Source organism: Aneurinibacillus sp. UBA3580 (assembly GCF_002375825.1).
GTDB classification, from domain to species: domain Bacteria; phylum Bacillota; class Bacilli; order Aneurinibacillales; family Aneurinibacillaceae; genus Aneurinibacillus; species Aneurinibacillus danicus.
In genome coordinates, this window is sequence record NZ_DFMZ01000020.1 from 3033 (window position 1) to 23955 (window position 20923).

Annotated in this window: 23 protein-coding genes, 1 pseudogene and 1 riboswitch; of the genes and pseudogenes, 7 read left to right on the forward strand and 17 right to left on the reverse strand. The window is 45.5% G+C overall.

Annotation, left to right across the window (positions count from 1 at the left end; translation table 11 throughout):
• On the forward strand, positions 1-893 hold an 893-nt coding region (gene brnQ, locus B2899_RS03085), incomplete at its 5' end, for a branched-chain amino acid transport system II carrier protein (RefSeq protein WP_286883997.1).
• Positions 894-1001: 108 nt separating this feature from the next.
• A riboswitch (Lysine riboswitch) is annotated at positions 1002-1189 on the forward strand.
• 122 nt (positions 1190-1311) lie between these two features.
• Entirely contained in the window at positions 1312-2814 is a 1503-nt protein-coding gene (locus B2899_RS03090) for an amino acid permease (protein ID WP_146811062.1), read from the forward strand.
• A 71-nt stretch (positions 2815-2885) separates the two neighbouring features.
• On the opposite strand, the gene B2899_RS03095 is transcribed toward B2899_RS03090, so the two are convergent.
• From B2899_RS03095 to cidR, 10 genes are all read right to left on the reverse strand, one after another.
• Positions 2886-3332 carry a hypothetical protein gene (locus tag B2899_RS03095; protein ID WP_286883999.1) on the reverse strand — a complete coding sequence of 149 codons (447 nt, stop codon included), beginning with the start codon at positions 3330-3332 and terminating at the stop codon, positions 2886-2888.
• Positions 3333-3598: 266 nt separating this feature from the next.
• Complete coding sequence (locus B2899_RS03100) at positions 3599-4162, reverse strand: FAD-dependent oxidoreductase (protein WP_146811046.1); 564 nt, start codon at positions 4160-4162, stop codon at positions 3599-3601.
• 138 nt (positions 4163-4300) lie between these two features.
• A complete protein-coding gene (gene epsC, locus B2899_RS03105; protein WP_146811047.1) occupies positions 4301-5143 on the reverse strand; it encodes a serine O-acetyltransferase EpsC in 843 nt (280 codons plus the stop codon).
• 291 nt (positions 5144-5434) lie between these two features.
• Positions 5435-6319, reverse strand: coding sequence for an NAD(P)-dependent oxidoreductase (locus tag B2899_RS03110; protein ID WP_146811048.1), 885 nt, complete (start codon positions 6317-6319; stop codon positions 5435-5437).
• Between the two features lie 98 nt (positions 6320-6417).
• Positions 6418-7107 carry an LrgB family protein gene (locus B2899_RS03115; RefSeq protein ID WP_146811049.1) on the reverse strand — a complete coding sequence of 230 codons (690 nt, stop codon included), beginning with the start codon at positions 7105-7107 and terminating at the stop codon, positions 6418-6420.
• Positions 7100-7516, reverse strand: a complete 417-nt coding sequence (locus B2899_RS03120) for a CidA/LrgA family protein (RefSeq protein ID WP_146811050.1) — start codon at positions 7514-7516, stop codon at positions 7100-7102. The genes B2899_RS03115 and B2899_RS03120 overlap by 8 nt, the downstream gene beginning before the upstream one ends.
• Positions 7517-7721: 205 nt before the next feature.
• A complete protein-coding gene (gene yhfH / locus B2899_RS03125) occupies positions 7722-7877 on the reverse strand; it encodes a protein YhfH (RefSeq protein ID WP_307724493.1) in 156 nt (51 codons plus the stop codon).
• Positions 7878-7940: 63 nt separating this feature from the next.
• Positions 7941-9218, reverse strand: a complete 1278-nt coding sequence (gene aceA, locus B2899_RS03130) for an isocitrate lyase (RefSeq protein WP_146811052.1) — start codon at positions 9216-9218, stop codon at positions 7941-7943.
• 22 nt (positions 9219-9240) lie between these two features.
• A complete protein-coding gene (aceB, locus tag B2899_RS03135) occupies positions 9241-10842 on the reverse strand; it encodes a malate synthase A (RefSeq protein WP_146811053.1) in 1602 nt (533 codons plus the stop codon).
• A gap of 398 nt (positions 10843-11240) precedes the next feature.
• Complete coding sequence (gene cidR, locus B2899_RS03140) at positions 11241-12137, reverse strand: cidABC operon transcriptional activator CidR (RefSeq protein WP_146811054.1); 897 nt, start codon at positions 12135-12137, stop codon at positions 11241-11243.
• A 119-nt stretch (positions 12138-12256) separates the two neighbouring features.
• On the opposite strand from cidR, the gene B2899_RS03145 reads away from it, so the two are divergent.
• Positions 12257-13486, forward strand: coding sequence for a benzoate/H(+) symporter BenE family transporter (locus B2899_RS03145; protein WP_146811055.1), 1230 nt, complete (start codon positions 12257-12259; stop codon positions 13484-13486).
• 90 nt (positions 13487-13576) lie between these two features.
• Here B2899_RS03145 and B2899_RS03150 read toward each other — a convergent pair whose 3' ends face one another.
• The 5 genes from B2899_RS03150 to B2899_RS03170 are packed head-to-tail and all read right to left on the reverse strand — an operon-like array spanning position 13577 to position 15805.
• Positions 13577-14035: a hypothetical protein gene (locus B2899_RS03150; RefSeq protein ID WP_286884005.1), complete on the reverse strand. Its 459-nt coding sequence runs from the start codon at positions 14033-14035 to the stop codon at positions 13577-13579.
• Entirely contained in the window at positions 14028-14708 is a 681-nt protein-coding gene (locus tag B2899_RS03155) for a DEAD/DEAH box helicase family protein (RefSeq protein WP_286884006.1), read from the reverse strand. Before B2899_RS03155 ends, B2899_RS03150 begins: the two co-directional genes overlap by 8 nt.
• Positions 14603-15145, reverse strand: a complete 543-nt coding sequence (locus B2899_RS03160) for a phospholipase D-like domain-containing protein (protein ID WP_286884008.1) — start codon at positions 15143-15145, stop codon at positions 14603-14605. Before B2899_RS03160 ends, B2899_RS03155 begins: the two co-directional genes overlap by 106 nt.
• Positions 15142-15435, reverse strand: coding sequence for a nucleoside triphosphate pyrophosphohydrolase (locus tag B2899_RS03165; RefSeq protein ID WP_286884010.1), 294 nt, complete (start codon positions 15433-15435; stop codon positions 15142-15144). The genes B2899_RS03160 and B2899_RS03165 overlap by 4 nt, the downstream gene beginning before the upstream one ends.
• A complete protein-coding gene (locus B2899_RS03170) occupies positions 15422-15805 on the reverse strand; it encodes an HIT family protein (protein ID WP_286884012.1) in 384 nt (127 codons plus the stop codon). Before B2899_RS03170 ends, B2899_RS03165 begins: the two co-directional genes overlap by 14 nt.
• A gap of 228 nt (positions 15806-16033) precedes the next feature.
• On the opposite strand from B2899_RS03170, the gene B2899_RS03175 reads away from it, so the two are divergent.
• The 4 genes from B2899_RS03175 to B2899_RS03190 all read left to right on the forward strand — a co-directional run bounded on the left by B2899_RS03175 (position 16034) and on the right by B2899_RS03190 (position 19388).
• Positions 16034-16573 (forward strand): hemerythrin domain-containing protein, encoded by a 540-nt coding sequence (locus B2899_RS03175; protein WP_286884014.1) that lies wholly within the window; start codon positions 16034-16036, stop codon positions 16571-16573.
• Between the two features lie 174 nt (positions 16574-16747).
• The gene (locus B2899_RS03180) at positions 16748-17041 is read left to right on the forward strand and encodes a hypothetical protein (RefSeq protein WP_146811058.1); all 294 of its coding nucleotides are present in this window, start codon (positions 16748-16750) and stop codon (positions 17039-17041) included.
• Positions 17042-17345: 304 nt separating this feature from the next.
• Positions 17346-18308, forward strand: coding sequence for a threonine ammonia-lyase (locus tag B2899_RS03185; RefSeq protein ID WP_146811059.1), 963 nt, complete (start codon positions 17346-17348; stop codon positions 18306-18308).
• A gap of 324 nt (positions 18309-18632) precedes the next feature.
• Positions 18633-19388, forward strand: coding sequence for a glycosyltransferase (locus B2899_RS03190; RefSeq protein WP_286884017.1), 756 nt, complete (start codon positions 18633-18635; stop codon positions 19386-19388).
• Positions 19389-19747: 359 nt separating this feature from the next.
• Here the strand turns inward: B2899_RS03190 and B2899_RS03200 are convergent, their stop codons facing one another.
• On the reverse strand, positions 19748-20305 hold the full coding sequence (locus B2899_RS03200; protein ID WP_146811061.1) for a cupin domain-containing protein: 558 nt from the start codon (positions 20303-20305) through the stop codon (positions 19748-19750).
• A gap of 148 nt (positions 20306-20453) precedes the next feature.
• Positions 20454-20923, reverse strand: a pseudogene (locus B2899_RS03205) (glutamine synthetase); the annotation flags it as partial.

Sequence of the window (20923 nt, forward strand, 5' to 3'; positions counted from 1 at the left end):
GGTTCAGCAAGCTGCTCACACCGCTTTTACTGGCGATGATTGCTGTGATTTTCATAAAGAGCTTCTTCACCCCGATGGATGCACTCAAAAGCCCGGAAGGCAACTACGGACCGAATCCGGCCTTTCAAGGCTTCCTGGATGGCTACTTGACAATGGATGCGCTCGCGGCACTTGCCTTTGGCATCGTCATCGCGAATACGCTGAAAGCCAAAGGCCTAAATGAAGAAAAAAGCCTGTCGCGCTATATGATCTACGCCGGTCTCGGTGCGGGTCTGCTGCTTGCGGTCATCTACCTGATCCTCGGCTATCTCGGAGCCGTGACGCCGAATGCGGCGCAGGCCGAGAACGGGGCGCAAGTTTTAACGCTTATGATGCATCACCTGTTCGGTGCAGGAGGAACGATTCTGCTCGGATTTACGTTTACAATCGCCTGCCTGTGCGTATCCGTCGGACTCGTTACATCATGCAGCCAGTTCTTTTCCGCTTCCCTACCGAAGCTTTCCTATAAAGCGTGGGCAACCGTTCTTACCGTCTGGAGCATGGCCATCGCCAACCTGGGACTGACACAGATCCTGAACGTATCGGTGCCAATTCTTGGCCTTTTGTATCCCATTGCCATTACGCTCATCATACTGGCACTTTCGCATCGGTATGTTGCTGCCTACCCGTCAGTCTATCCGCTGGCGGTCACACTCGTCGGTTTGTTCAGCATTCTGGACACGATCAACAATATATTATTTACTGGTAAATTTTCTTCAGCCTTTGCGCACCTGCCATTATACGCAGCAGGATTCGGCTGGATTGCCCCGGCTTTCATCGGTGTTCTGGCCGGATGCATGGTCGACATAATAAAAGGCGTCCGCCATTCGACAGCTAAAAAAGATGCGGCATAAAGAAAAAACAATTGTTAAAAAAACAAAAAGTTGTTGATCAGCCGATAAATCTTTTATATAATTGACTCGTTGTTTTCAAATGAATAACGATTATATCCTCATCATCAGCGATGGGGTAGAGGTCGCGGTTGCTAGGAGTATGGTGAAGGAGGCGCAGAGAACGCCCGGGAATTCACTGGAAAGGAGCTACCGCCGAAGTCTGTGTGCATCTCTGGGCGCGCGGGCTGGGGCCGTCTCCGAATAGGAACGGAACTGTCATATCTGCATCCGCGCAGATATGGTGTGCTATCTTCATGGAAGGTATGATGCGGGTTATCAAGAACACCGCCGTTGGTTCCTTCGGCGGTGTTGTTTATATTCCCACTCCTTTCCTTCCCATTTTTGCATCTTATTAAAGGAGTGTTTTTACGTGCAGCACATGCCATCACAGTCAACTACCGAGCACGCGCAGACGGCGTCTCAGACACCAGACGGACAACTGCGGCGCGGGCTGAAAGCGCGCCATCTCACCATGATTTCGCTGGGCGGGTCCATTGGAACCGGGCTGTTCCTCGCTAGCGGCGGCGCCATCAATACGGCCGGTCCGGGCGGTGCGCTGGTCGCATATATCGCCATTGGTATTATGGTTTATTTTCTTATGACAAGTCTCGGGGAACTGGCCACCTTCATGCCGGTGTCCGGCTCCTTCAGTACCTACGCTTCCCGCTTCGTCGATCCTGCGCTCGGGTTTGCACTCGGCTGGAACTACTGGTACAACTGGGCGATTACCATTGCGGCGGAACTTTCGGCCGGTACGCTGCTGATGAAGTTCTGGTTTCCGGAGAGCTCGTCGTTTCTCTGGAGCGCCCTATTCCTCCTTTTGATGTTCGGTCTGAATTATCTGTCGGTTAAAGGCTACGGCGAATCGGAATACTGGTTCGCTCTCATTAAAGTAGTTACGGTCATTCTCTTTATTGTTATCGGTTTGGCCATGATTTTCGGCATCATGGGCGGCGAGGCGGTCGGATTCAAGAACTTTACCGTAGATGATGCACCGTTTCACGGCGGCTTCATGGCCCTGCTCGGCATCTTCATGGCAGCCGGCTTCTCATTCCAGGGAACGGAGCTTCTCGGCGTTGCGGCCGGGGAAAGCGATAATCCGAAAGAGAGCATACCGAAAGCCATCCGTCAGGTATTCTGGCGCATTCTGCTGTTCTATGTCCTGGCGATTTTCGTTATCGGCCTATTGCTCCCGTACACCCATCCGAGCTTGATCAGCGGAGACATCGAGGGCATTGCCAAGAGTCCGTTCACTATTGTATTTGAAAAAGCGGGGCTTGCATTCTCGGCGTCCGTTATGAACGCCGTCATCCTGACTTCGGTTCTGTCCGCGGGCAACTCAGGTATGTACGCCTCTACCCGGATTCTGTGGGTGCTCGCCAAAGAAGGCAAAGCACCGAAGCTGTTCGCCAAACTGGACGACCGTGGTATTCCGGTCAATGCGCTGCTGGCGACTTCCGCTGTCGGCATGCTCGCCTTCCTGGCCTCGTTCTTCGGTGACGGTGCAGTCTATACCTGGCTGCTGAACGCATCGGGCATGTCGGGCTTTATCGCCTGGCTCGGCATCGCAGTCAGCCATTATCGTTTCCGTCGGGCCTACACCATCCAGGGGCGCGATTTGAGCGACCTGCCATACCGGGCGAAATGGTTCCCATTCGGTCCAATCTTCGCGTTCGTGCTCTGCATGATCGTCATCCTTGGACAAAACTATTCCGCCTTCACAGGAGACGCCATCGACTGGAACGGCGTGCTCGTCTCCTACATCGGCCTGCCGCTGTTCCTCCTGCTGTGGTTCGGCTACAAAGCGGTGAAAAAGACGACGTTCATCCCGCTCCGCGAGTGCCGGTTTGACACCCCTGCAGACGAAGAATATAAGCATTAAATCGACAGACAAAAACCCGCGTGGCCATGCGCGGGTTTTTTCTTGCTTGTCTGCCGCCCGGGAAGCCTCTTCTATTCCTGGTGCTTTTTATAGACGGAGATATTCGAGAACGTGGTGCCCTTCGGTGTCCGGCCGCTCTGCGTAATCGTCATGTGTCGGCCGTCTTCTGAAAGCTCGCGACGCGCGAAAAGCAACACCTCACCGTTTTTAAACGATGTCGTCTCCAGCGTCCTCTCGCCCGTAAACGAAGCGGAAACGGTATCGGCAATGTCCGGGTTATCGTATGGATACTGCTGGCCGTCAGGAATAAAATAGTTCGTCGCCCTAAACGCCTGGCCGTCCATCTCCGTCCATTCAACGCCAATCTCCAATTGCTTCCCTTCCTGCTTAATCCGGTACTTGGCCTGCTGTGCAGGTGCGCCGAATTGGTACCAGGATTTCTCCGGAAGCAATGCCCAGGTGCCGCAAAACGCTTCAACTGAGCCTGTCGTTGCTTTTTCTGTTGCGCCCTGTCCCATTCGTATCTCCTCCTCTGATTTTTGTCTATTCTATATGTATACGCTCCCCTGCTCTTCAGTTCCTTCCTCTGAAGAAATAAAATTTTATAAATTCAATAAAATGAGATAATTATCAGATCTTAATTTAGAAAAGTACAAATGCGGAAAAAGGCGAACGCCTTTTTCTTCTCTGGATCTCCTTTCCTCTTTTTCTCCTTCTTTCCTCATGATTTTCACAGAAAAAGACAGCTAACCATAGCTGCCTTTTTAGCGATTTTACTATACGTTTATGATTTTAGCACATCATGATCAACGTACCGTTCTCCATTTAGCTGACTAATTACATTAATGGCTACTTTCGCCCCATCTCCTGCTGTGATAATAGAATGGACACTAACTCCGGCCGCTGTACCCGCTGCCCAAATGCCGTCTATATTCGTTTTCCCTTCTGCATCTACATCAAATACGGTTTTAATTCGAGGCTCCGTTCCGGGTTTGGTTTTTAGCCCCGCTTTTTCTGCAAGATCAACGAGGACCCCTGTTGCAAGAATTACCTGCTGCGCTTCAAAAGAGCTCTTTTCTGCTTCAACCCGAAAACCCGCATCTGTTTTAGCGATATTTACTACCTTATCTTCGATGATTTCTGCTCCAAATTTAGCTGCCTGTTTTTTCCCTATTTCCACCAGATCCGGTCCCGTGATTTCCATTACCCCATAATGATTTTCAATCCATGCCCGTTTTGTTATACTTTTATCCGAATCAATGACCAGCGTCTTCTTTCCTGCTTTTGCAGTAAACAAAGCGGCACTGGCCCCAGCCGGTCCTGCTCCTACAATGATAATATCGTACATGTGTATCATCTCCTTCTTCTTCTTTATAAGAATGTTTACAACAACACCAAAAAATAGAAGAATCCTTTAGGTGAAGTCTACCACAATTATCTCGAAAATGAAAACAGGGCATGCGCTGACCGATAGCAAGCGCCTCACTCATGTAACGATGCTGATCGTAGGTTGCGCCGTCACTTTGCTGTATGCCGGAATACTCTTTGTCAGCCATACATTCCCGCCAACAATCGAATGAGCGCCAACAACGGTATCCCCACCTAAAATGGTGGCGCCGGAATAGATGGTAACATTATCCTGAATAGTAGGATGCCGCTTGTTTCCTTTGACTATGTTTCCTGCTTCATCTTTACGGAACGAAAAAGCACCTAACGTTACCCCCTGGTAAAGGGTAACGCCGTTGCCGATCTCCGTAGTTTCACCAACAACGACCCCTGTTCCATGATCGATAAAGAAACTCTCTCCGATTTTAGCTCCCGGATGAATATCAATGCCTGTTTTCCCATGCGTTAATTCGGATACCATTCGCGCAACGATAGGATACCCCATCAAATAAAGCTCATGCGAGATTCTATGATTAATAATGGCATAGATGCCCGGGTACGAAGCGGCCACCATATAATAACTCGTCGCAGCCGGGTCTTTCTCATACGCCGCTTTAATATCCAGCAGCGCATATTTTCGTAACCCGGGCAATTTTTTCATCAGCAGAATAGCGTCCTCCTGGTGCTTTGCCGCGTTCTCGTGTTCATACTCGAGAAGCTGGACAAGCGTACCATGGAGGCGGCGAATCTTTTCCTCCATCGATATGCTTTTGCTGTCCAGGGCCGGATAATATTCCGGCAGTATCACCTCTTTGACTTGCTGAACGAAACACTTAAATAAAGGAATATCAATTTGCTTACGGTATGTATTGTTTTCAAGCTTATCCTTGTAAGACAATTCGAGTTCGTGTTGTATCTCTTTATAGAAATCATCCTGTAACATACGATGCACCTTTCCTTATGAATTGTGACATTCGACTGGCAATCGGCTGTGCGGCAGTTGCGCATCAGCATAAAGAGCGTTCCCCTACATTATACTATATTAAATATAGTACCTATTCGTGAATCAGGATGCAATCACTCTCTCTTCCACAAAATCACCATGGCCTTCAGCCGCAGCTCCGACATAAAAATAATAGAAAGGACAGCTGACTTTTGTGACACGAAGGAAAAGACAGAAAAACACAGAAAAGGCATTCCGTTTTCAATCCGGAATGCCCAGCTGCCCATCGGATTAGATTTGCCCGTCAATCAGCTTGTACAGCGCCTGTGTTCCGCTGTTCTCTTCTCCTTTTGCCGCCAATTCCTCATACAGTGACTTGGCCAACTTCAATCCCGGTGTCATCATCCCCATCTCTTCCGCCGCTTCCAACGCAATGTTCATGTCCTTAATAAAATGCTTAATATAAAAGCCAGGTGCGAAATCGCCTTTCAGCATCCGCGGCGCCAGATTGCTAAGCGAAAAGCTGCCTGCCGCTCCGGTCGAGATGCTTCTTAGCACATTCTCCGGATCCAGGCCTGCCCGCTTCGCATATACCATCGCCTCACAGACGCCGATCATACCGGATGCAATGGCGATCTGGTTGCACATCTTCGTATGCTGACCGGAGCCGGCCGGTCCCTGATGGATAATATTGGTCCCCATCTTCTCAAAAATCGGCTGCATCGCATCAAACGCCTCTTTATCGCCGCCGACCATGATGGCGAGCCGCGCTTCACGTGCACCGATGTCACCGCCGGATACCGGTGCGTCCAGCGCATGAATGTTTCTTTTTTTGGCTTCCTCATAAATTCTCTTGGCCAGTATCGGGCTTGAGGTCGTCATATCGATAACATAGGCATCTTCTTTGGCGTGCAGCAGAATGCCGCCTTCGCCCAAATACGTCTCTTCGACATCTTTCGGATAACCGACCATTGTAATAATGACATCCGCTTCCGCTGCCAGTGCGGCTACGGTGTCATTCCATACGGCGCCCGCGTCAATCAGCTCTTGCGCTTTTTCTTTCGTTCGATTATAGATATGTACCCGGTAGCCTGCTTTCATCAGGTGACCGGCCATGCTTTTACCCATGACACCCGTGCCGATGAATCCGATAACGGTGTTTGCGTTAACTGCCATCGCTTCCACTCCTTATCTGTAATCAATGCAAAATTTATTCTTCTATTATATATAAAAATTTCGAAATAGGAAGAAGACGGCATTCTTTTTGGAAAATGTTAATTTATCATCCATACGACAATAGAGGGGACAAGTATCGAAACAAAAATCCCGTTAACCCCCATGGCTACCCCGGCGATTGCCACCTGAAGCTCGCCTTCCGATGCCGCTCGCGCCGTTCCTATGCCATGTGCCTGCGTCCCAAGCGCAAGACCTCTAGACAATGGATGATAGATTTTCATTCTGTTCATTATCGAAGGGCCTGTCATCGCCCCTAACATTCCTGTCAAGACTACAAAAATGGCAGCCAGCACCTTATCACCGTGGATAATCCCGGCAACTTCCATGGCGATGGGAGTAGTAATGGTCTTCACGCTCATCGAACGAACAACTTCGGAGGATAGATGTAATCCTTTTAACGTCAGAATGGTTGTTAGCATACAAACAACAGAGCCTACCAATATACCGGCAAAGGAAGGAATAAGATTTTGATATAAAACCTTTCGTTGTTGATACAATGGCACAGCAATGCCAACCGTAGCCGGCCCCAGAAAAAAAGTGAGCACTTCTTTCGTGCCCTGATACTCAGCATAAGGAATATGGCTGAGTACAAGAATGAAAATGATGAGAAGAGTACTTAGAAAAACCGGATTCGTCAAAGGACTGGAATATTTTTTACTTAAGTGTACACTCCACAGATAAATGCCAATGGTAACTGCCAGCGTATATAAAGTAACGAATTTATCCATATCTTTGTTCTCCACTCTTCAAGTTTTCTTTTACGTTATCTTCTTGCTTAAGAGCAATCGTTTGGGATACTTTTCCTGTCGCATACATTCCAATCCACAGGCTTAATAAAATACAAAGGAAAAAAATCCATCCCTGATGTAAAAACAGATCTTTATAGCTCATTAATCCTACTGCCACGGGAATGAAAAACAAAGATAAATGTTTGAGTAAAAGAGACGAGCCTTCACTCACCCAGTGCAGGGGAATCATTTTCGTAATTAACAAGAGAAAAAGGAGCAACATTCCTACGAGATTTCCGGGTAAAGGAAGCCGGGAAATCTCAACAATGAAATTCCCTATTTCACTAAGGATATATAAAAGCAATACTTGCGCATACAAGCGAAAGACAATGGCAACTTTTTTTTTCATATTTTCCACCCCTGTTTATTTCAGGCTTTCTCTTTACCTGACACTGCGGGCATGCCTGCTACTACCCTTAGTGAATGTTTTCTACTTGTATACAAAATTTCAGGATAGGGAGTGCCCTATCCTGAAATCGCAACCTTTACTATTTTTCTAAAACAGGGAATAAAGAGGGCTTCTTAAAACGACGAACTGGTTCTATTTATTCCATTTATTCTTCTTTCTTATTGATGCACCGTTCACAAACATGGATGTAAGATTCAAACCGCTCTTGAATTTCGCACCCGCATTCACTGCACGTTTTTTTAGGAATACTTCCATCGAGTTCCAATCCCATTTTAAGTCCCTCCTGTTTGCTATTTTTCATTTTTATGATATATTTAAGTTTAACCTTTTATTTTTCTCAGTGCTGAAGTATAGGAAAAGTACATTACGCTTTCGTGAATTGTTCGGCTTCGGTTGAACCTGCCAGTGCAACCGTTGAAGATGTCCCGCCGCTAATTACCTGGGAAACTTCATCAAAGTAGCCGGTACCTACTTCGCGCTGATGTCTTGTGGCAGTATAGCCGTATTGTTCAGCTGCAAATTCTGCTTGCTGCAGTTCGGAGTATGCTGCCATTCCTCTTTCTTTATAGCCACGTGCTAACTCAAACATGCTGTAGTTGAGGGCATGGAATCCTGCCAGCGTAACGAATTGGAATTTGTACCCCATTTTACCCAGTTCAATTTGGAAGTTCGCAATCGTTTCATCATCCAATTTTTTCTTCCAGTTGAAGGAAGGCGAGCAGTTGTATGCGAGCAATTTGCCAGGGAACTGTTCGTGAATAGCTTCGGCGAAACGTCTTGCTTCTTCGACATTCGGCTCGGACGTTTCGCACCAAATCATGTCAGCATACGGCGCATATGCAAGACCTCTTGCAATCGCCTGATCAAGACCCGCTTTGGTACGATAGAAGCCTTCCGGCGTACGCTCACCGGTAATGAACGGTGCATCATACGGATCAGCGTCGCTTGTAATCAGGTTTGCTGCGTTGGCGTCCGTTCTTGCGATCAATACCGTAGGAACGCCCATGACATCGGCAGCCAAACGTGCAGCAATCAGGTTGCGTACCGCGGTTTGCGTCGGAAGCAGAACTTTTCCGCCCAGATGGCCGCATTTCTTTTCAGAGGATAATTGGTCTTCTAAGTGAACGCCTGCCGCACCCGCTTCAATCATGGCTTTCGTCAGTTCGAATACGTTTAATGAGCCGCCAAATCCTGCTTCCATATCGGCAACGATAGGAGCAAACCAATTGATGTCATTTTTGCCTTCAGAATGATGGATTTGATCCGCCCGCTGCAGCGCCTGATTGATGCGCTTTACCACATGCGGCACACTGTTTGCCGGATACAGACTTTGGTCAGGATACATATTTCCGGAAAGGTTTGCGTCAGCTGCAACCTGCCAGCCGCTTAAGTAAATGGCTTTTAAGCCCGCCTTTACCTGTTGTACGGCTTGATTTCCGGTTAAAGCACCCAGCGCATTCACATAGTCCTCTGTGTTGACCAGGTTCCAGAGACGTTCAGCTCCCATACGAGCCAGTGTATATTCAATTTGAACGGAGCCACGGAGCCGGATGACATCCTCGGCTGAATATGGTCTTTCAATCCCTCTCCAACGGCTGTCTTTCCAGCTCTCTTCTAATTGTTGTGCGTAATGTTCTACCATCTCTATCCACCCTTTCAAATTTTTAAGTAAGATATTTATAACCAGGAAGCGTTAAGAAGTTTTCGAACTCATCATCGAGGATAAGCTTGGAAAACAACTCACTCGCCAACTGGTAATTACCCGAATGATAATTGTCTCCGCCAACCGCTTTTTTGATCTTCAGCAATTCGTCTGCAAGCAGCTCCTCGAATAACTCGGCTGTTACCTTGCGTCCATCGTTAAGGATTCCCTTCGGATGACGAATCCACTGCCATACTTGCGCACGGGAGATTTCCGCTGTCGCCGCATCTTCCATCAGATTGAAAATCGGAACGGCACCGGCTCCGCCAAGCCATGCTTCAATGTATTGAACTCCTACACTGATGTTGGTGCGAAGCCCCTCCTCCGTAATCTCTCCTTCAGGTACCGCGAGAAGATCGGCAGCGGTTACCTGGACATCTTCACGTTTTTTATCAATTTGGTTCGGGGTCGGCATGATCTCGTTAAAAACCTCCATCGCTACCGGAACCAATCCCGGATGCGCCACCCATGTTCCATCGTGACCGTTTTTCGCCTCCCTTTCCTTGTCTGCGCGAACTTTGTTGAAGGCCGCTTCATTTGCTTCCGGATCTCCTTTGATCGGAATTTGGGCTGCCATTCCACCGATGGCCGGGGCATTGCGCCGGTGACACGTTTTAATGGTTAACTGCGTATACGCGTCCATGAACGGCACTGTCATCGTCACGGCTGCACGGTCCGGGAGAATAATATGCGGTTGATTCCGGAATTTTTTTATGTAGCTGAATATATAATCCCAGCGACCGCAATTCAAACCGGCTGAATGCTCACGCAGTTCGTACAATATTTCATCCATTTCGAATGTTGCCAAAATTGTCTCGATAAGAACAGTGGCTTTGATTGTGCCCTGCGCGATTCCCAATTCGTTCTGCGCCATAACAAACACGTCATTCCAGAGCCTTGCCTCCAAATGGCTCTCCATCTTCGGCAGATAAAAGTAGGGGCCTGTGCCGTTTTCCAGCAGCGTCTGCACATTATGGTAGAAGTACAGACCAAAGTCGAACAAACTACCGGAAACAGGCTCTCCGTCAATCAGTACGTGTTTTTCCTCCAGGTGCCAGCCCCGCGGGCGGACAATCAATGTCGCAGGGTTTTCCTTTAATGTGTAATGCTTCCCTGCAGGGCTTACAAATTCTATCGTTCTATTGATGGCATCCCTTAGGTTAATCTGGCCTTCAATCGTGTTGCTCCAGGTGGGTGAATTGGCATCCTCGAAGTCCGCCATGAACATCTTAGCTCCGGAGTTGAAGGCATTGATAACCATTTTGCGATCGCCGGCAGGTCCCGTAATCTCGACTCTCCGGTCTTGCAGGTCGACCGGTAGAGGTGCAATCGTCCATTGTCCTTCACGGATATGTTTGGTCTCTGGCAAGAAATCCGGCATTTTGCCTGCATCGATTTCTTTTTGTCTTTCTTCCCGTCTCTGCAGCAGAGAGATTCGTTGCTGGTTGAATTGTCTGTGCAGCTTCGCTACAAATTCCAGAGCCTCCGGCGTTAGAATCTCGTCGTACGCTTCCGATACAGGACCGCGAACCTCAATGCCTGCCGGGTATGTTTTCGTACCCATGACTGTAAAACCTCCTATTCGTCCGATGTTTTCCAAAATAGTTATATAACAGTTTTCAATTTATGACCTGATTATAATACAGATATTCAACAACAACAAGAGTTTTTTGAAAATTCATTGCCGGACAAATCATAAATTTCTAAGAAACTGTAATATAACAATTGTTTATTATGTTTATTAATATAATACAGACTTTCTCTTTACGCAACACTTTTTTTGCCCAATCTTGTAAATTCGCTAAAAACACTCCTTATAGCCCGTATCTTCCTAGAAATAAACCATGCTACAAACACACAGGTCACTGTTTCACAACGATGATTGACTTCAAAATCGCATTGCTTTGTTCTATAACAACAATGAAGGGGAAAGATAAAAACCTTTTGTGTCTTTGCTGTTGGTTATTCAAGAGGGAACGGCTGATGTAAATACTTACAGGTAAACCGAATCCATTCCCGGGCTGCAAAGGAAAGGTACCGTTCTTTTCGCCATATGATGGAAACGTTCCAGGGGATCGAGGGCTGGACAGGAATGACATGAATCTGCGCAGGATCGACTTCCTCGCAGATGGTTTTAGGCAGCAAAGATACACCAAGATTGGTTGCCACCATTTCCCGAATAAAATCCCATTGAGAACTTTCGTATATGATCTTTGGATGAAAGCCCTCGCGAATACATTCATTAATAATTCGATCGTGCATGGTAAAATCTTCACGAAACAGGATGAAGGATTCATGCTGCAAATCCCGCAGGAAAACCTCAGTTTTACCCGCTAAGGGATGGTCGCGATGAACAAGTAGACAAATTTCCTCGTGGACAAAGGGAACAGAATGGTAACGTGTTTCTTCCACTGGAAGTACTACAGCCCCTAAATCCAGGTTTCCGGCACTGATTTCCTGTTCAACTTTTTTGCTGCCATATTCAATGAGTTCACAGGTGATTTTAGGATAGGAAGCGTGAAATTCGGCTAAAATCTTCGGAAAGAATTTGGCACCAATAATCGGAGGAAGGCCGATTTTAATCTTTCCCTGTTGAATGTTCATTAGGTCAGAGAGCTTAATGGATAAATGATCCAGAATTTGCACGACCTTTTTGGCTTCTTCGTATACGATTTTTCCTGCGTCGGTCAGATGAAGTTGCTTAGTCGAGCGGTCGATAAGGGCAATCCCCAGCTCTTCCTCCAGGCTTTTAACCATTCGGCTGATATTGGGCTGTGTAACATGAAGATTCTCGCCAGCCCGTGTAAAGCTTTTATGTTTGGCAACTTCAATAAAGTACTGTAATTGTCGTATATCCATTTGTTTATACCCTCTCATTCATAAATAGAACGCATAAATGCTATGCGAAATATATATTTTGATTATAGTCTGAGTTGCTATAAACTTACTAGTGTAATAAGAGAAAGGGTGGATATAAATTGTGGAAACAAAATGTATTTGAATTTCCCCGGCATTTGTCCGTTGGAAACATATCGAATGGGCTGGTTTCCTGGATTTTTGGTGCAACCGGTCCTTTGTTAATTGTTTTACAAGCGGCTTCTAAGGGAAACCTGAGTGCGGATACAATTACCTCCTGGATTTTTGCCATTTATGGGGTAGGTGGTTTGTTAACGGTGATTTTGTCCTTTTATTACCGGCAGCCTATCGGCTATGCCTTTTCGATTCCTGGAGCGATTTTGGTTGGAGCATCGTTATCCCACCATACGTATGAGCAGGTGATCGGTGCTTATGTGGTCGTAGGAATCGTCACGCTTCTTCTTGGGTTATCAGGAGCTATACATAAACTGATGAAAATTCTGCCTATGCCGGTCATGATGGGGATGGTATCCGGCGTCCTTCTTCCGTTTGGAACCGATATTTTTCATTCTGTTCTAGAAAATCCCATACTTAATGGGGTTCCGTTATTCGTTTTTTTTGTGTTTTCCTGTTTTCGAGGGCTCGCCAAAAAATTTCCACCGATTCTTGGGGCGATCCTTTCTGCAGTGATTATGCTGTATATTGTACCCGGTGTTCATTCAGGCAAAGCCATTTTTTCTGTTGCTAAGCCCCAGTGGTATATGCCGGCGTTTGACATGGCTACCATAGGAGAGCTTGTTCTTCCGCTTGTTCTTACCATTATCGCTATTCAAAATGCGCAGGGGATCGCTGTTTTACAAAGCGCAGGCTACAAGCCCCCTGTCAATTCTATGACTTCGTGGAGCGGGCTAGGTTCGATTGTGAACGGTTTTCTGGGGGCACATTCGGCTTGTATTGCCGGTCCGATGACGGCGATCCTTTCTACGGATCATTCCCAGGAGAAGGACCGGCGTTATGCAGCGGCGATTGTGCTGGGACTGTTATCCTGTTTACTGGCGTTATTTGCCCCTTTCGCCGCCTCGATTCCCCATCTTGTTCCGTCTTCATTAATTAAATTACTTGGCGGGCTAGCGATGATCGGCGTTTTGATCGATTCATTACATATGAGCTTCTCCTCACATTATAAAATGGGCGCATTGTTCTCCTTTATGATTACAATCTCAGGGATTTCTATTTTTCAAATTGGGGCTCCTTTTTGGGGATTGATTGGGGGAACACTTGTATCCTTGCTCTTGGAGAGAAAGAATCAAAAACTAACGAATCAGGTAATAGACAACGAGCAGGTCGCGTAAGAGAGGAGTTGTGTGAATGCACCTGCCGTACATGATAACTCCCCCGGAATAACAGACTGTTTCCAGGGGGGAGTTTCATACATCACGCTATTATCTTCTTTCAAAATAATGATGGAGGCGAAATTCGCAGATTTGCCTGGTCCATTCAAAAACTTTCTCCCTTTCGTGAGGAAGCAACTCCAGCTTGATAGAAAAATGTTCCCTTTCCACCGCCACTAACCCTTTCGAACTCCCACTCCATTTATCCATCGGCATTTCCCGAATCAAACGAGCTGTCCTCTCTTCATCGTATTGGGAAAGCAACTGCTTCGTTTGCCTATCTCTTGCTTCCGCCCGAAGTCGATAAGACTCCGCCGTCAGATAATCATAGAAGAACCTCACAATCTCCCTCGCCTGCACCGGCTGCTCCCAAGACAGCGGTCCTCTCTCAAGCATTGCAAGTAAAAGTACCATTTTATAACTCTTATTCATTGCTGTCTTTTCGACTTCACCGAACCATTCTTTATATTTCCAAAAAATCTCTGCTTCTTCTTCCGTAAACTCATTCACCCGGTAAAGAAATCCAAGGTAGGAGCCAAACTCCTGTCGATAGACAGTCCCGTCGCCACCACTGTACAAATGTGCCTCCAGATAGGTCGGCCGCCGCATGATGAAACTCATCCACTACGATTAGATCGAAATCTCCGGGAGCAAATTGGGTAAGATGACGCTGGTGAGCCAGCGTATAAATGGAAGCGAACACGCAGTCTGCCTCCCCCTCTTTGCTTTTGCTATTATAAATCCCGTGCGTTTTCTCCGGCATAACCCGCTGCCAGGATCGCATGGCCTGGTTCAGAATCTCTTCACGATGGGCGATAAACAAGGCCCGCTTAAATCCACGCGCAAAAAAACCGGCGAGATACGTTTTCCCAAGTCCGGTCGCCATCACGACCATCGCTTTACTGTACTCTTCTTCCCTCGTATTCTGCTGTTCTTCCAGCGCTCTTACCTGCACTTCGCGCGGCTGCAGCACCTTACCCGTTTCATAGGACGCCCCCGGTTCGCCCACCTGTTCCGCTTCACCATGATTTTTCGGAGCAAACATCAAATCCAACTCTTCTTTTTGTGTCCATGTATCTACCAAATTCGGATGCTTCCAATGGTACTCCTTATACGATCGTTCGTATTCCGCTGCCGTCTCCTGATTAATCGGAACAGTATTTTCATGGTAAAACAGCGCCATATACGCTTCAGACGCCTCTTCGTATACCGGAAGTGCAGACGGTGAATCGACAAGCAGGCTCCATTCCACACCATAGTCAGCGCCGAACGCGACAAATTCGAAGAGCCCACCATCATAGCCCCTCCGCTTCCGCTACGCTCAAACAAATACGCTTTCGGATGAAACGAAACACCGCCGCTTCGCCACAATCGGGCTTCCAGCACATCTTCCATCTCAGAAATCATCTTCAATGCTTCCGGCTGCGTAATAAACAGATAGTCACCGGTCAGCAGCTTTATTTCTGCTCCCCGCTCCTTTGCCTGCCGCAAATAAGGTACCAGCAATTCTATTCCGGATTTCATCGCAAAAGACGTCAAAATATAAATGGTGGACGCTCGCTCCATCTCCTGGATAATCTGATCAATGGCCCGTGAGGTTACCAGTCGGATTTTGTTCATTCTTTCACCTCAAACAATACGATCCCGCGCGTAAATCTACCCCGTTCTTCCGCTTTCTGTGCGCGTATCGCCTCGATTTCTTCCGTGGATGAATCATGAACAGCAGCCAGCTCCTCTTTGGCCTGTTCGTTCGTTTGTGCCTGTATGTATTCCTTAATTTCCTCTAGGAGCTTCTTCCTCAATGCCGTTTCATACGCTCTCCCTTCAACCTTGTGAGTGATACACGTTTTTCCTGTTCTTGTAATGATGTCGGGAATCAAATCACGTACCAGTTTATTATAGGTCGGCATGATTCGTCTCCTTTTCCTCCGGCGGATACGGCACAAGGTTTGGAATCGCTTTACGGATGCCGCCGCGCGGGTCGGCAACGTCGCCTTTGTAGCGCGGAATCAGGTGAACATGCAGATGCATAACGGTCTGGCCGCCGTACAGGCCTACATTTACGCCAATGTTGTAGCCGTCCGGCGCAAACTCTTGATCCAGCCTTCCCTTCCCTTCTTGTAACAATCGATGAATCGCCAGGATTTCTTTTTCTGTCGCCTCAAAGTAATTCGCGATATGTCGCTTAGGGACAATCAGCAAATGTCCTTTCTGGACCGGATATTTATCAAAGAATGCTTTCGCATGCTCATTTTCTAACACCATTTGTTCCGCAGGCATTGCACAGAACGGACAATCTATTTCTTTTCCTCCATTCTCTCTGTCGATTGCAATCACTGTTTATTATAAGGAAAGAAGGAAGAATTCAGCAAATCAACCCAGGAAAACGTATATGTATCTATTACTTTTTCTTAGTTGTTATGTGATTATAGTCACAGCCCCCCTCCGGAAAAGTTTGTATGATAAAGATACAAACCAAACAGCTATCTATGTAAGGAGGAAATATCCATGTTCTCTGAAGCCCACACTTCTCCATGCCACAATATGTCCAGCCGGCCCGCTTCCTACTCCCCGGCCATTCAACAATTACTCGACGAGCATGAACCGCTCCGCCAGCAAATGCGCGAACTCATCAAAGAAGCCGGACAGCTTCTCAACAGCGATGCACCTGCTCAAGACCCAGAAATATTGCAGGCGCTCCTGACCCTTTTTATGAAGGAACAAAAATTCAAGCTGCAGCTTGAACTTCATTCCGAAAAAGAGGAAAATGGTCTGTTTACCCTGCTAAAGAAAGAAATGGGGGACGATTTCGGTCCGGTACAGGTAATGGAATACGAGCACGAAGAAGCAAAGCGTCAACTCGCCGTATTTGAAGAACTTTCTTCCTCGCCGTCAGCGGACGCGAAAGAGGCAGCCACCCATTTGATGGACGCCTGCCAGATTCTGCTGCTGCATTTTACGAAAGAAGAAAATGTCCTATTCCCTTTTGCGGAAAATGCGCTAACTCCGCAACAAAAGCAGCAGTTGTTTTGTTCGTTTCATCAATAGCTGTTTTAAGACTGCAAAAATTACGTCAAAAGAATTGCTCGCAAAGATTTGCATAATCAACAAAAAATATTTACCAGGCCGGAAAAAATATTTACCAGCAAAAATCCGGATACTTGTATGTTAGGATAGAAAAAGAGTTAGCAACAACAAATTTTAGCTAAGGAGTGAAAGAAATTGAAAAAGCTACTGGCAACCGTTACTATTCTCGGTACATCCCTATTTACATTTGGTGCAGGAAGTGCAAGCGCAGCAAATTGCCCATTCACTACCGGATTCCAAAACCTAACTTCTGACGCCGTAACGCAACAACCAAATTTCGCTGATCGCGGACAACTTGGAAACTTATTCCAAAAATTTATGGGCAATCATACTGACAATACACAAAACGCACCAGCGCAGCAGTTTAACATTCCTACTCAACAGTTAAGCAACCTGGCCGGTCAGCAATCTAACTGCCCATTCAAATAAGGCAGTATCTACCTCCGCCTTTATGCGGATTTCCAACTTACGTAATTGTTTGACGTATAAACACAAACCTAAATCGTAAAATGCAGGTGGAAGACCGGATAAAGACAGAGATGAACCTACGTGTAGTATTTACGGTGAAGAAAAACGTATTCCAAAAAGTATGTAATAAAAAATAATGAGCCATATGGCTAGCATTGTAGCTAGTTATATGGCTTTGTTATTATTAACAAAAGAGAAAGACAACAGGTTACAGCATCGTTTTATAATCGGTACATATTCAGAAAAAGAAACGAGGTTTTAATGAATGGAATTATTTATTTCTGACATTATTCAGGCTAAAAATCGTATTAAAAATCATATTATCGAAACGCCTTTAGTTTTTTCGGATAGTTTGTATGAACGACTATCTTCAAATGTTTATTTTAAATTAGAAAATCTCCAGAAGACGGGTTCTTTTAAAGCAAGAGGTGCACTTAGTAAAATTTCAACATTAACAAATCAGGAGAAAAGTAAAGGAGTCATCACAGCCTCTTCTGGTAACCATGCACAGGCAGTTTCCTATGCAGCTTCTTTATTTGATACTTCTGCACTTGTAGTCGTTCCAGAAAATACAGCACAAGCAAAAATAAGTGGCATTCAAAGATTTGGTGGAGAAATAGTACAGTATGGTGCTACCTATGATGAGGCAGAAAAACATGCGGAGCAATTAGCGAAGGAAACGGGCAGAACGTTTATTCATGCATTTAATGACGTAATTACAATGGCTGGTCAAGGTACGATTGGTTTAGAGGCTATGCTTGAAAAACCAGATTTTGATGTCATTTTAGTACCAGTCGGTGGTGGTGGGCTTTTAAATGGAATTGCTACTGCTGCAAAAGCGATGAATCCTGACGTGCAAGTAATTGGAGTACAAAGCGAGGCCTCCCCGGCATGGCATGAATCATTCATGGCCGGAAGAATGGTCGATGTGACTTATCAAGCTTCAATCGCTGATGGGATTTATGGCGGCATCCATGAAGCCCCTTTACAGCTTGCTTTTTCAAGAGTAGATGGAAGTATATTAGTTAGCGAAGAAAGCATTGCATATGCGATGAAGTGGATGGCGATAAATCATCGTTATATAATTGAAGGCTCTAGTGCTGTAACGATTGCAGCGTTATTACAGAATCAAGTTCCAGATATCGCTAATAAAAACGTGCTTTGTATCATTACAGGTGGTAATGTGGATTCTTCCTTATTTATGAAGGTGATGAATGCTCATGAATAAAAAGATAGAGTTGCAAAAGCAGTCGTAAAAAGTGCTGACAAACAAAATATAGGGTTTTGTCTCCCCTTCATTGAGAACATTTTATAAGTAACCAAAAGCCTACTTTCTCAATGTTGTAACCGAGAAAGTAGGCTCTTTTATATTTCGATGCTCTTAACGTTGTAAATCCGCATTTTCCTGACGCTACCCCTAATAAGAATTTTTCTGCACGTCCGGTTAAATACCTGTTAAATGTATAGCAATTTCCGCGCCATATCCGGTAAATATGCCGTTTCCATTCTTTCATATCACTCATATTCAATATAGTACAAGGATACATGTCTTATGCTGATCCACGAAAGGAGGAAACCATTGGTCGGTATAAACGTAAAAGTAAAAACCAATATAAAAGGTGTTTCTGTCATTACCTGTACGAAGCGCGCCGAATTTATAGACAACCTGTTTAGGAATTATAACAGACAAAACTGGAAGAAGAAGCAGCTCATCATCATTTTGAACAAAGATCGCATAAAAATTGAAAAATACAGGAGCATGGCGAAAAAATATAAAAATGTATCGGTTTATCAACTACCGGAAAAAACTTCTTTAGGGAGATGTTTGAATTTTGGAGTGAAGAAAGCCAGGTATAGTTATATTGCGAAATTTGACGATGATGATTACTACGCTCCCTCCTATTTAACTGATGCTATGAATGTATTCAAGAAAACAAACGCGGATATCGTTGGGAAACGTGCGCATTATGCCTGGCTTAGTGGAGCGAAAGTTCTTATCCTCCGTTTTCCCAGAGATGAAAATAAATTTGTGTCTATCCTTCCTGGTGCTACCCTGGTTATTAAAAGAAATGTTTTTAAGAGAGTGCGCTTTCAAAATCGAAATATTGGCGAAGACGATAAATTTTGTAGGGACGCTAAGGCAAAAGGCTTCAGGATTTTCTCTGGGAGAAGACATAATTTTGTTGTCGTCCGAAGAAAGAACTCTAAAGGCCATACATGGATTATTAGTGAAAAGGAACTATTGTTGGGAGATAGTAAAGTTATCCCTCGTATAAAAAACTACAAAAGATTTGTAACGAAAAGATAAGACTTTACAGCATACGGGCAGCCCGATGAGGAACACAAAAACAAAGCAGGTCGTCATTTGGATTCACCTTAACAACCATTCCGTAATAAGTAAGAAGAGCACCACGCAGAACCATGTGGACAGTCAACATTCCCAACGGCATGAGGACAGCGAAACTTTACGTACCGTTTGTCTGCTCCTCAATATGCCATGTCAAAACCCATGAAGCAGCGTGGTGTTCCGTTAGAGGAAAATCCTGTCGGTGGCTCTTTTTCATTTCGTGTATGCAAAACGCTCGAATAACAAACATATAATCTCTAATTTTGCAAGAACAATTCTAATAATATATTTTTGCAACCACGTTCTTCTTCACAGTAGTTTTATTCAGCTGCCATAGCATCGGTTTTTGTTACATGTACAGTACCATGTGGATGTTGTGGAGGTGCATAGATCGAGTAAAGTTTTAGCGGGATATTACCTGTATTGGTTACATTGTGCCATGTTCCAGCAGGTATCATAATGGCAGAGTCATCATAGACTTTTCTTTCAAAGTTTAAATTATCTTTACTCTTGCCCATTTGAACAATCCCTTGACCTTGTTCAATACGTAAGAATTGATCAACGTTAGGGTGAATTTCCAAACCGATATCTTCGCCAACATTGAGACTCACCAATGTAACTTGCAAATGATTTCCTGTCCATAAAGCGGTACGAAACGTATTGTTTCGCTTCGTAGCCTCATTGATATTCACTACAAACGGTTCTGGTCCATAATCTTTTAATTTCGTTTTATCTATTGCCTTTGACGATTGTACAAAACCCAATCGTTTAGCATGCCCTATCTCATTAAGAGTGGTCCAGTAAACAGGTCTTCCATAGTTATACATTGATACGTTAACGTAATAAGGATATGGATACATATAAGGAACATTGTACATTTTTCTCATTCCCTTCACAGATTTATAAAATTATCCTATGTACTATATTTAGGGAATGTACTTAGATTCAGGGTGACTTATTTAATATAATGGATTCTCATTCGCTTCTCTCCTTTCATGAAAGAAGGACGGAAACCCGTCCTCTAGCTTAAAATCTCGAACTGAATATGCTTCGTTCCCATTCGCTCACATATCGAGAATATTTGTCCCACTCCGTTCTTTTAATTTTAATGAACTCCTCCCAGATTGAACGGCCAATCGTCTCCGCTAAAATGGTATCCTCCGCTAGATAATCGAGCGCTTGCTTTAGGCTCCGTGGGGTCCAGGTAATGCCTTTTTCCTTCAATTGCATGTCACTGAGCCTGCTGACATCAATATCTGCCGGCTCACCCGGGTCCATCTGATTTTGAATGCCGTGAAGACCGGCGGCGACCAAGCAAGCAGCGAGAAGATACGGATTGCAGGTTCCATCTGCACCGCGATATTCGAAACGTCGGGTTCTTCGCTTTTCCGGAATGCGAACGAGTACAGAACGATTGCCCGCTCCGTAGCACACATGGGCAGGAGCCCAGGAGCCCGGCTGCATTCTTTTATAAATTAGCCGAGAACACTCGTGAC

Coding starts and splice junctions, on each gene's coding strand:
- B2899_RS03090 (WP_146811062.1), top strand. CDS start 1,312: ATGCCATCACAGTCAACTACCGAGCACGCGCAGACGGCGTCTCAGACA.
- B2899_RS03095 (WP_286883999.1), bottom strand. CDS start 3,332: ATGGGACAGGGCGCAACAGAAAAAGCAACGACAGGCTCAGTTGAAGCG.
- B2899_RS03100 (WP_146811046.1), bottom strand. CDS start 4,162: ATGTACGATATTATCATTGTAGGAGCAGGACCGGCTGGGGCCAGTGCC.
- epsC (WP_146811047.1), bottom strand. CDS start 5,143: ATGTTACAGGATGATTTCTATAAAGAGATACAACACGAACTCGAATTG.
- B2899_RS03110 (WP_146811048.1), bottom strand. CDS start 6,319: ATGGCAGTTAACGCAAACACCGTTATCGGATTCATCGGCACGGGTGTC.
- B2899_RS03115 (WP_146811049.1), bottom strand. CDS start 7,107: ATGGATAAATTCGTTACTTTATATACGCTGGCAGTTACCATTGGCATT.
- B2899_RS03120 (WP_146811050.1), bottom strand. CDS start 7,516: ATGAAAAAAAAAGTTGCCATTGTCTTTCGCTTGTATGCGCAAGTATTG.
- yhfH (WP_307724493.1), bottom strand. CDS start 7,877: ATGAAAAATAGCAAACAGGAGGGACTTAAAATGGGATTGGAACTCGAT.
- aceA (WP_146811052.1), bottom strand. CDS start 9,218: ATGGTAGAACATTACGCACAACAATTAGAAGAGAGCTGGAAAGACAGC.
- aceB (WP_146811053.1), bottom strand. CDS start 10,842: ATGGGTACGAAAACATACCCGGCAGGCATTGAGGTTCGCGGTCCTGTA.
- cidR (WP_146811054.1), bottom strand. CDS start 12,137: ATGGATATACGACAATTACAGTACTTTATTGAAGTTGCCAAACATAAA.
- B2899_RS03155 (WP_286884006.1), bottom strand. CDS start 14,708: ATGGCGCTGTTTTACCATGAAAATACTGTTCCGATTAATCAGGAGACG.
- B2899_RS03160 (WP_286884008.1), bottom strand. CDS start 15,145: ATGAACAAAATCCGACTGGTAACCTCACGGGCCATTGATCAGATTATC.
- B2899_RS03165 (WP_286884010.1), bottom strand. CDS start 15,435: ATGCCGACCTATAATAAACTGGTACGTGATTTGATTCCCGACATCATT.
- B2899_RS03170 (WP_286884012.1), bottom strand. CDS start 15,805: ATGCCTGCGGAACAAATGGTGTTAGAAAATGAGCATGCGAAAGCATTC.
- B2899_RS03175 (WP_286884014.1), top strand. CDS start 16,034: ATGTTCTCTGAAGCCCACACTTCTCCATGCCACAATATGTCCAGCCGG.
- B2899_RS03185 (WP_146811059.1), top strand. CDS start 17,346: ATGGAATTATTTATTTCTGACATTATTCAGGCTAAAAATCGTATTAAA.
- B2899_RS03190 (WP_286884017.1), top strand. CDS start 18,633: ATGCTGATCCACGAAAGGAGGAAACCATTGGTCGGTATAAACGTAAAA.
- B2899_RS03200 (WP_146811061.1), bottom strand. CDS start 20,305: ATGTACAATGTTCCTTATATGTATCCATATCCTTATTACGTTAACGTA.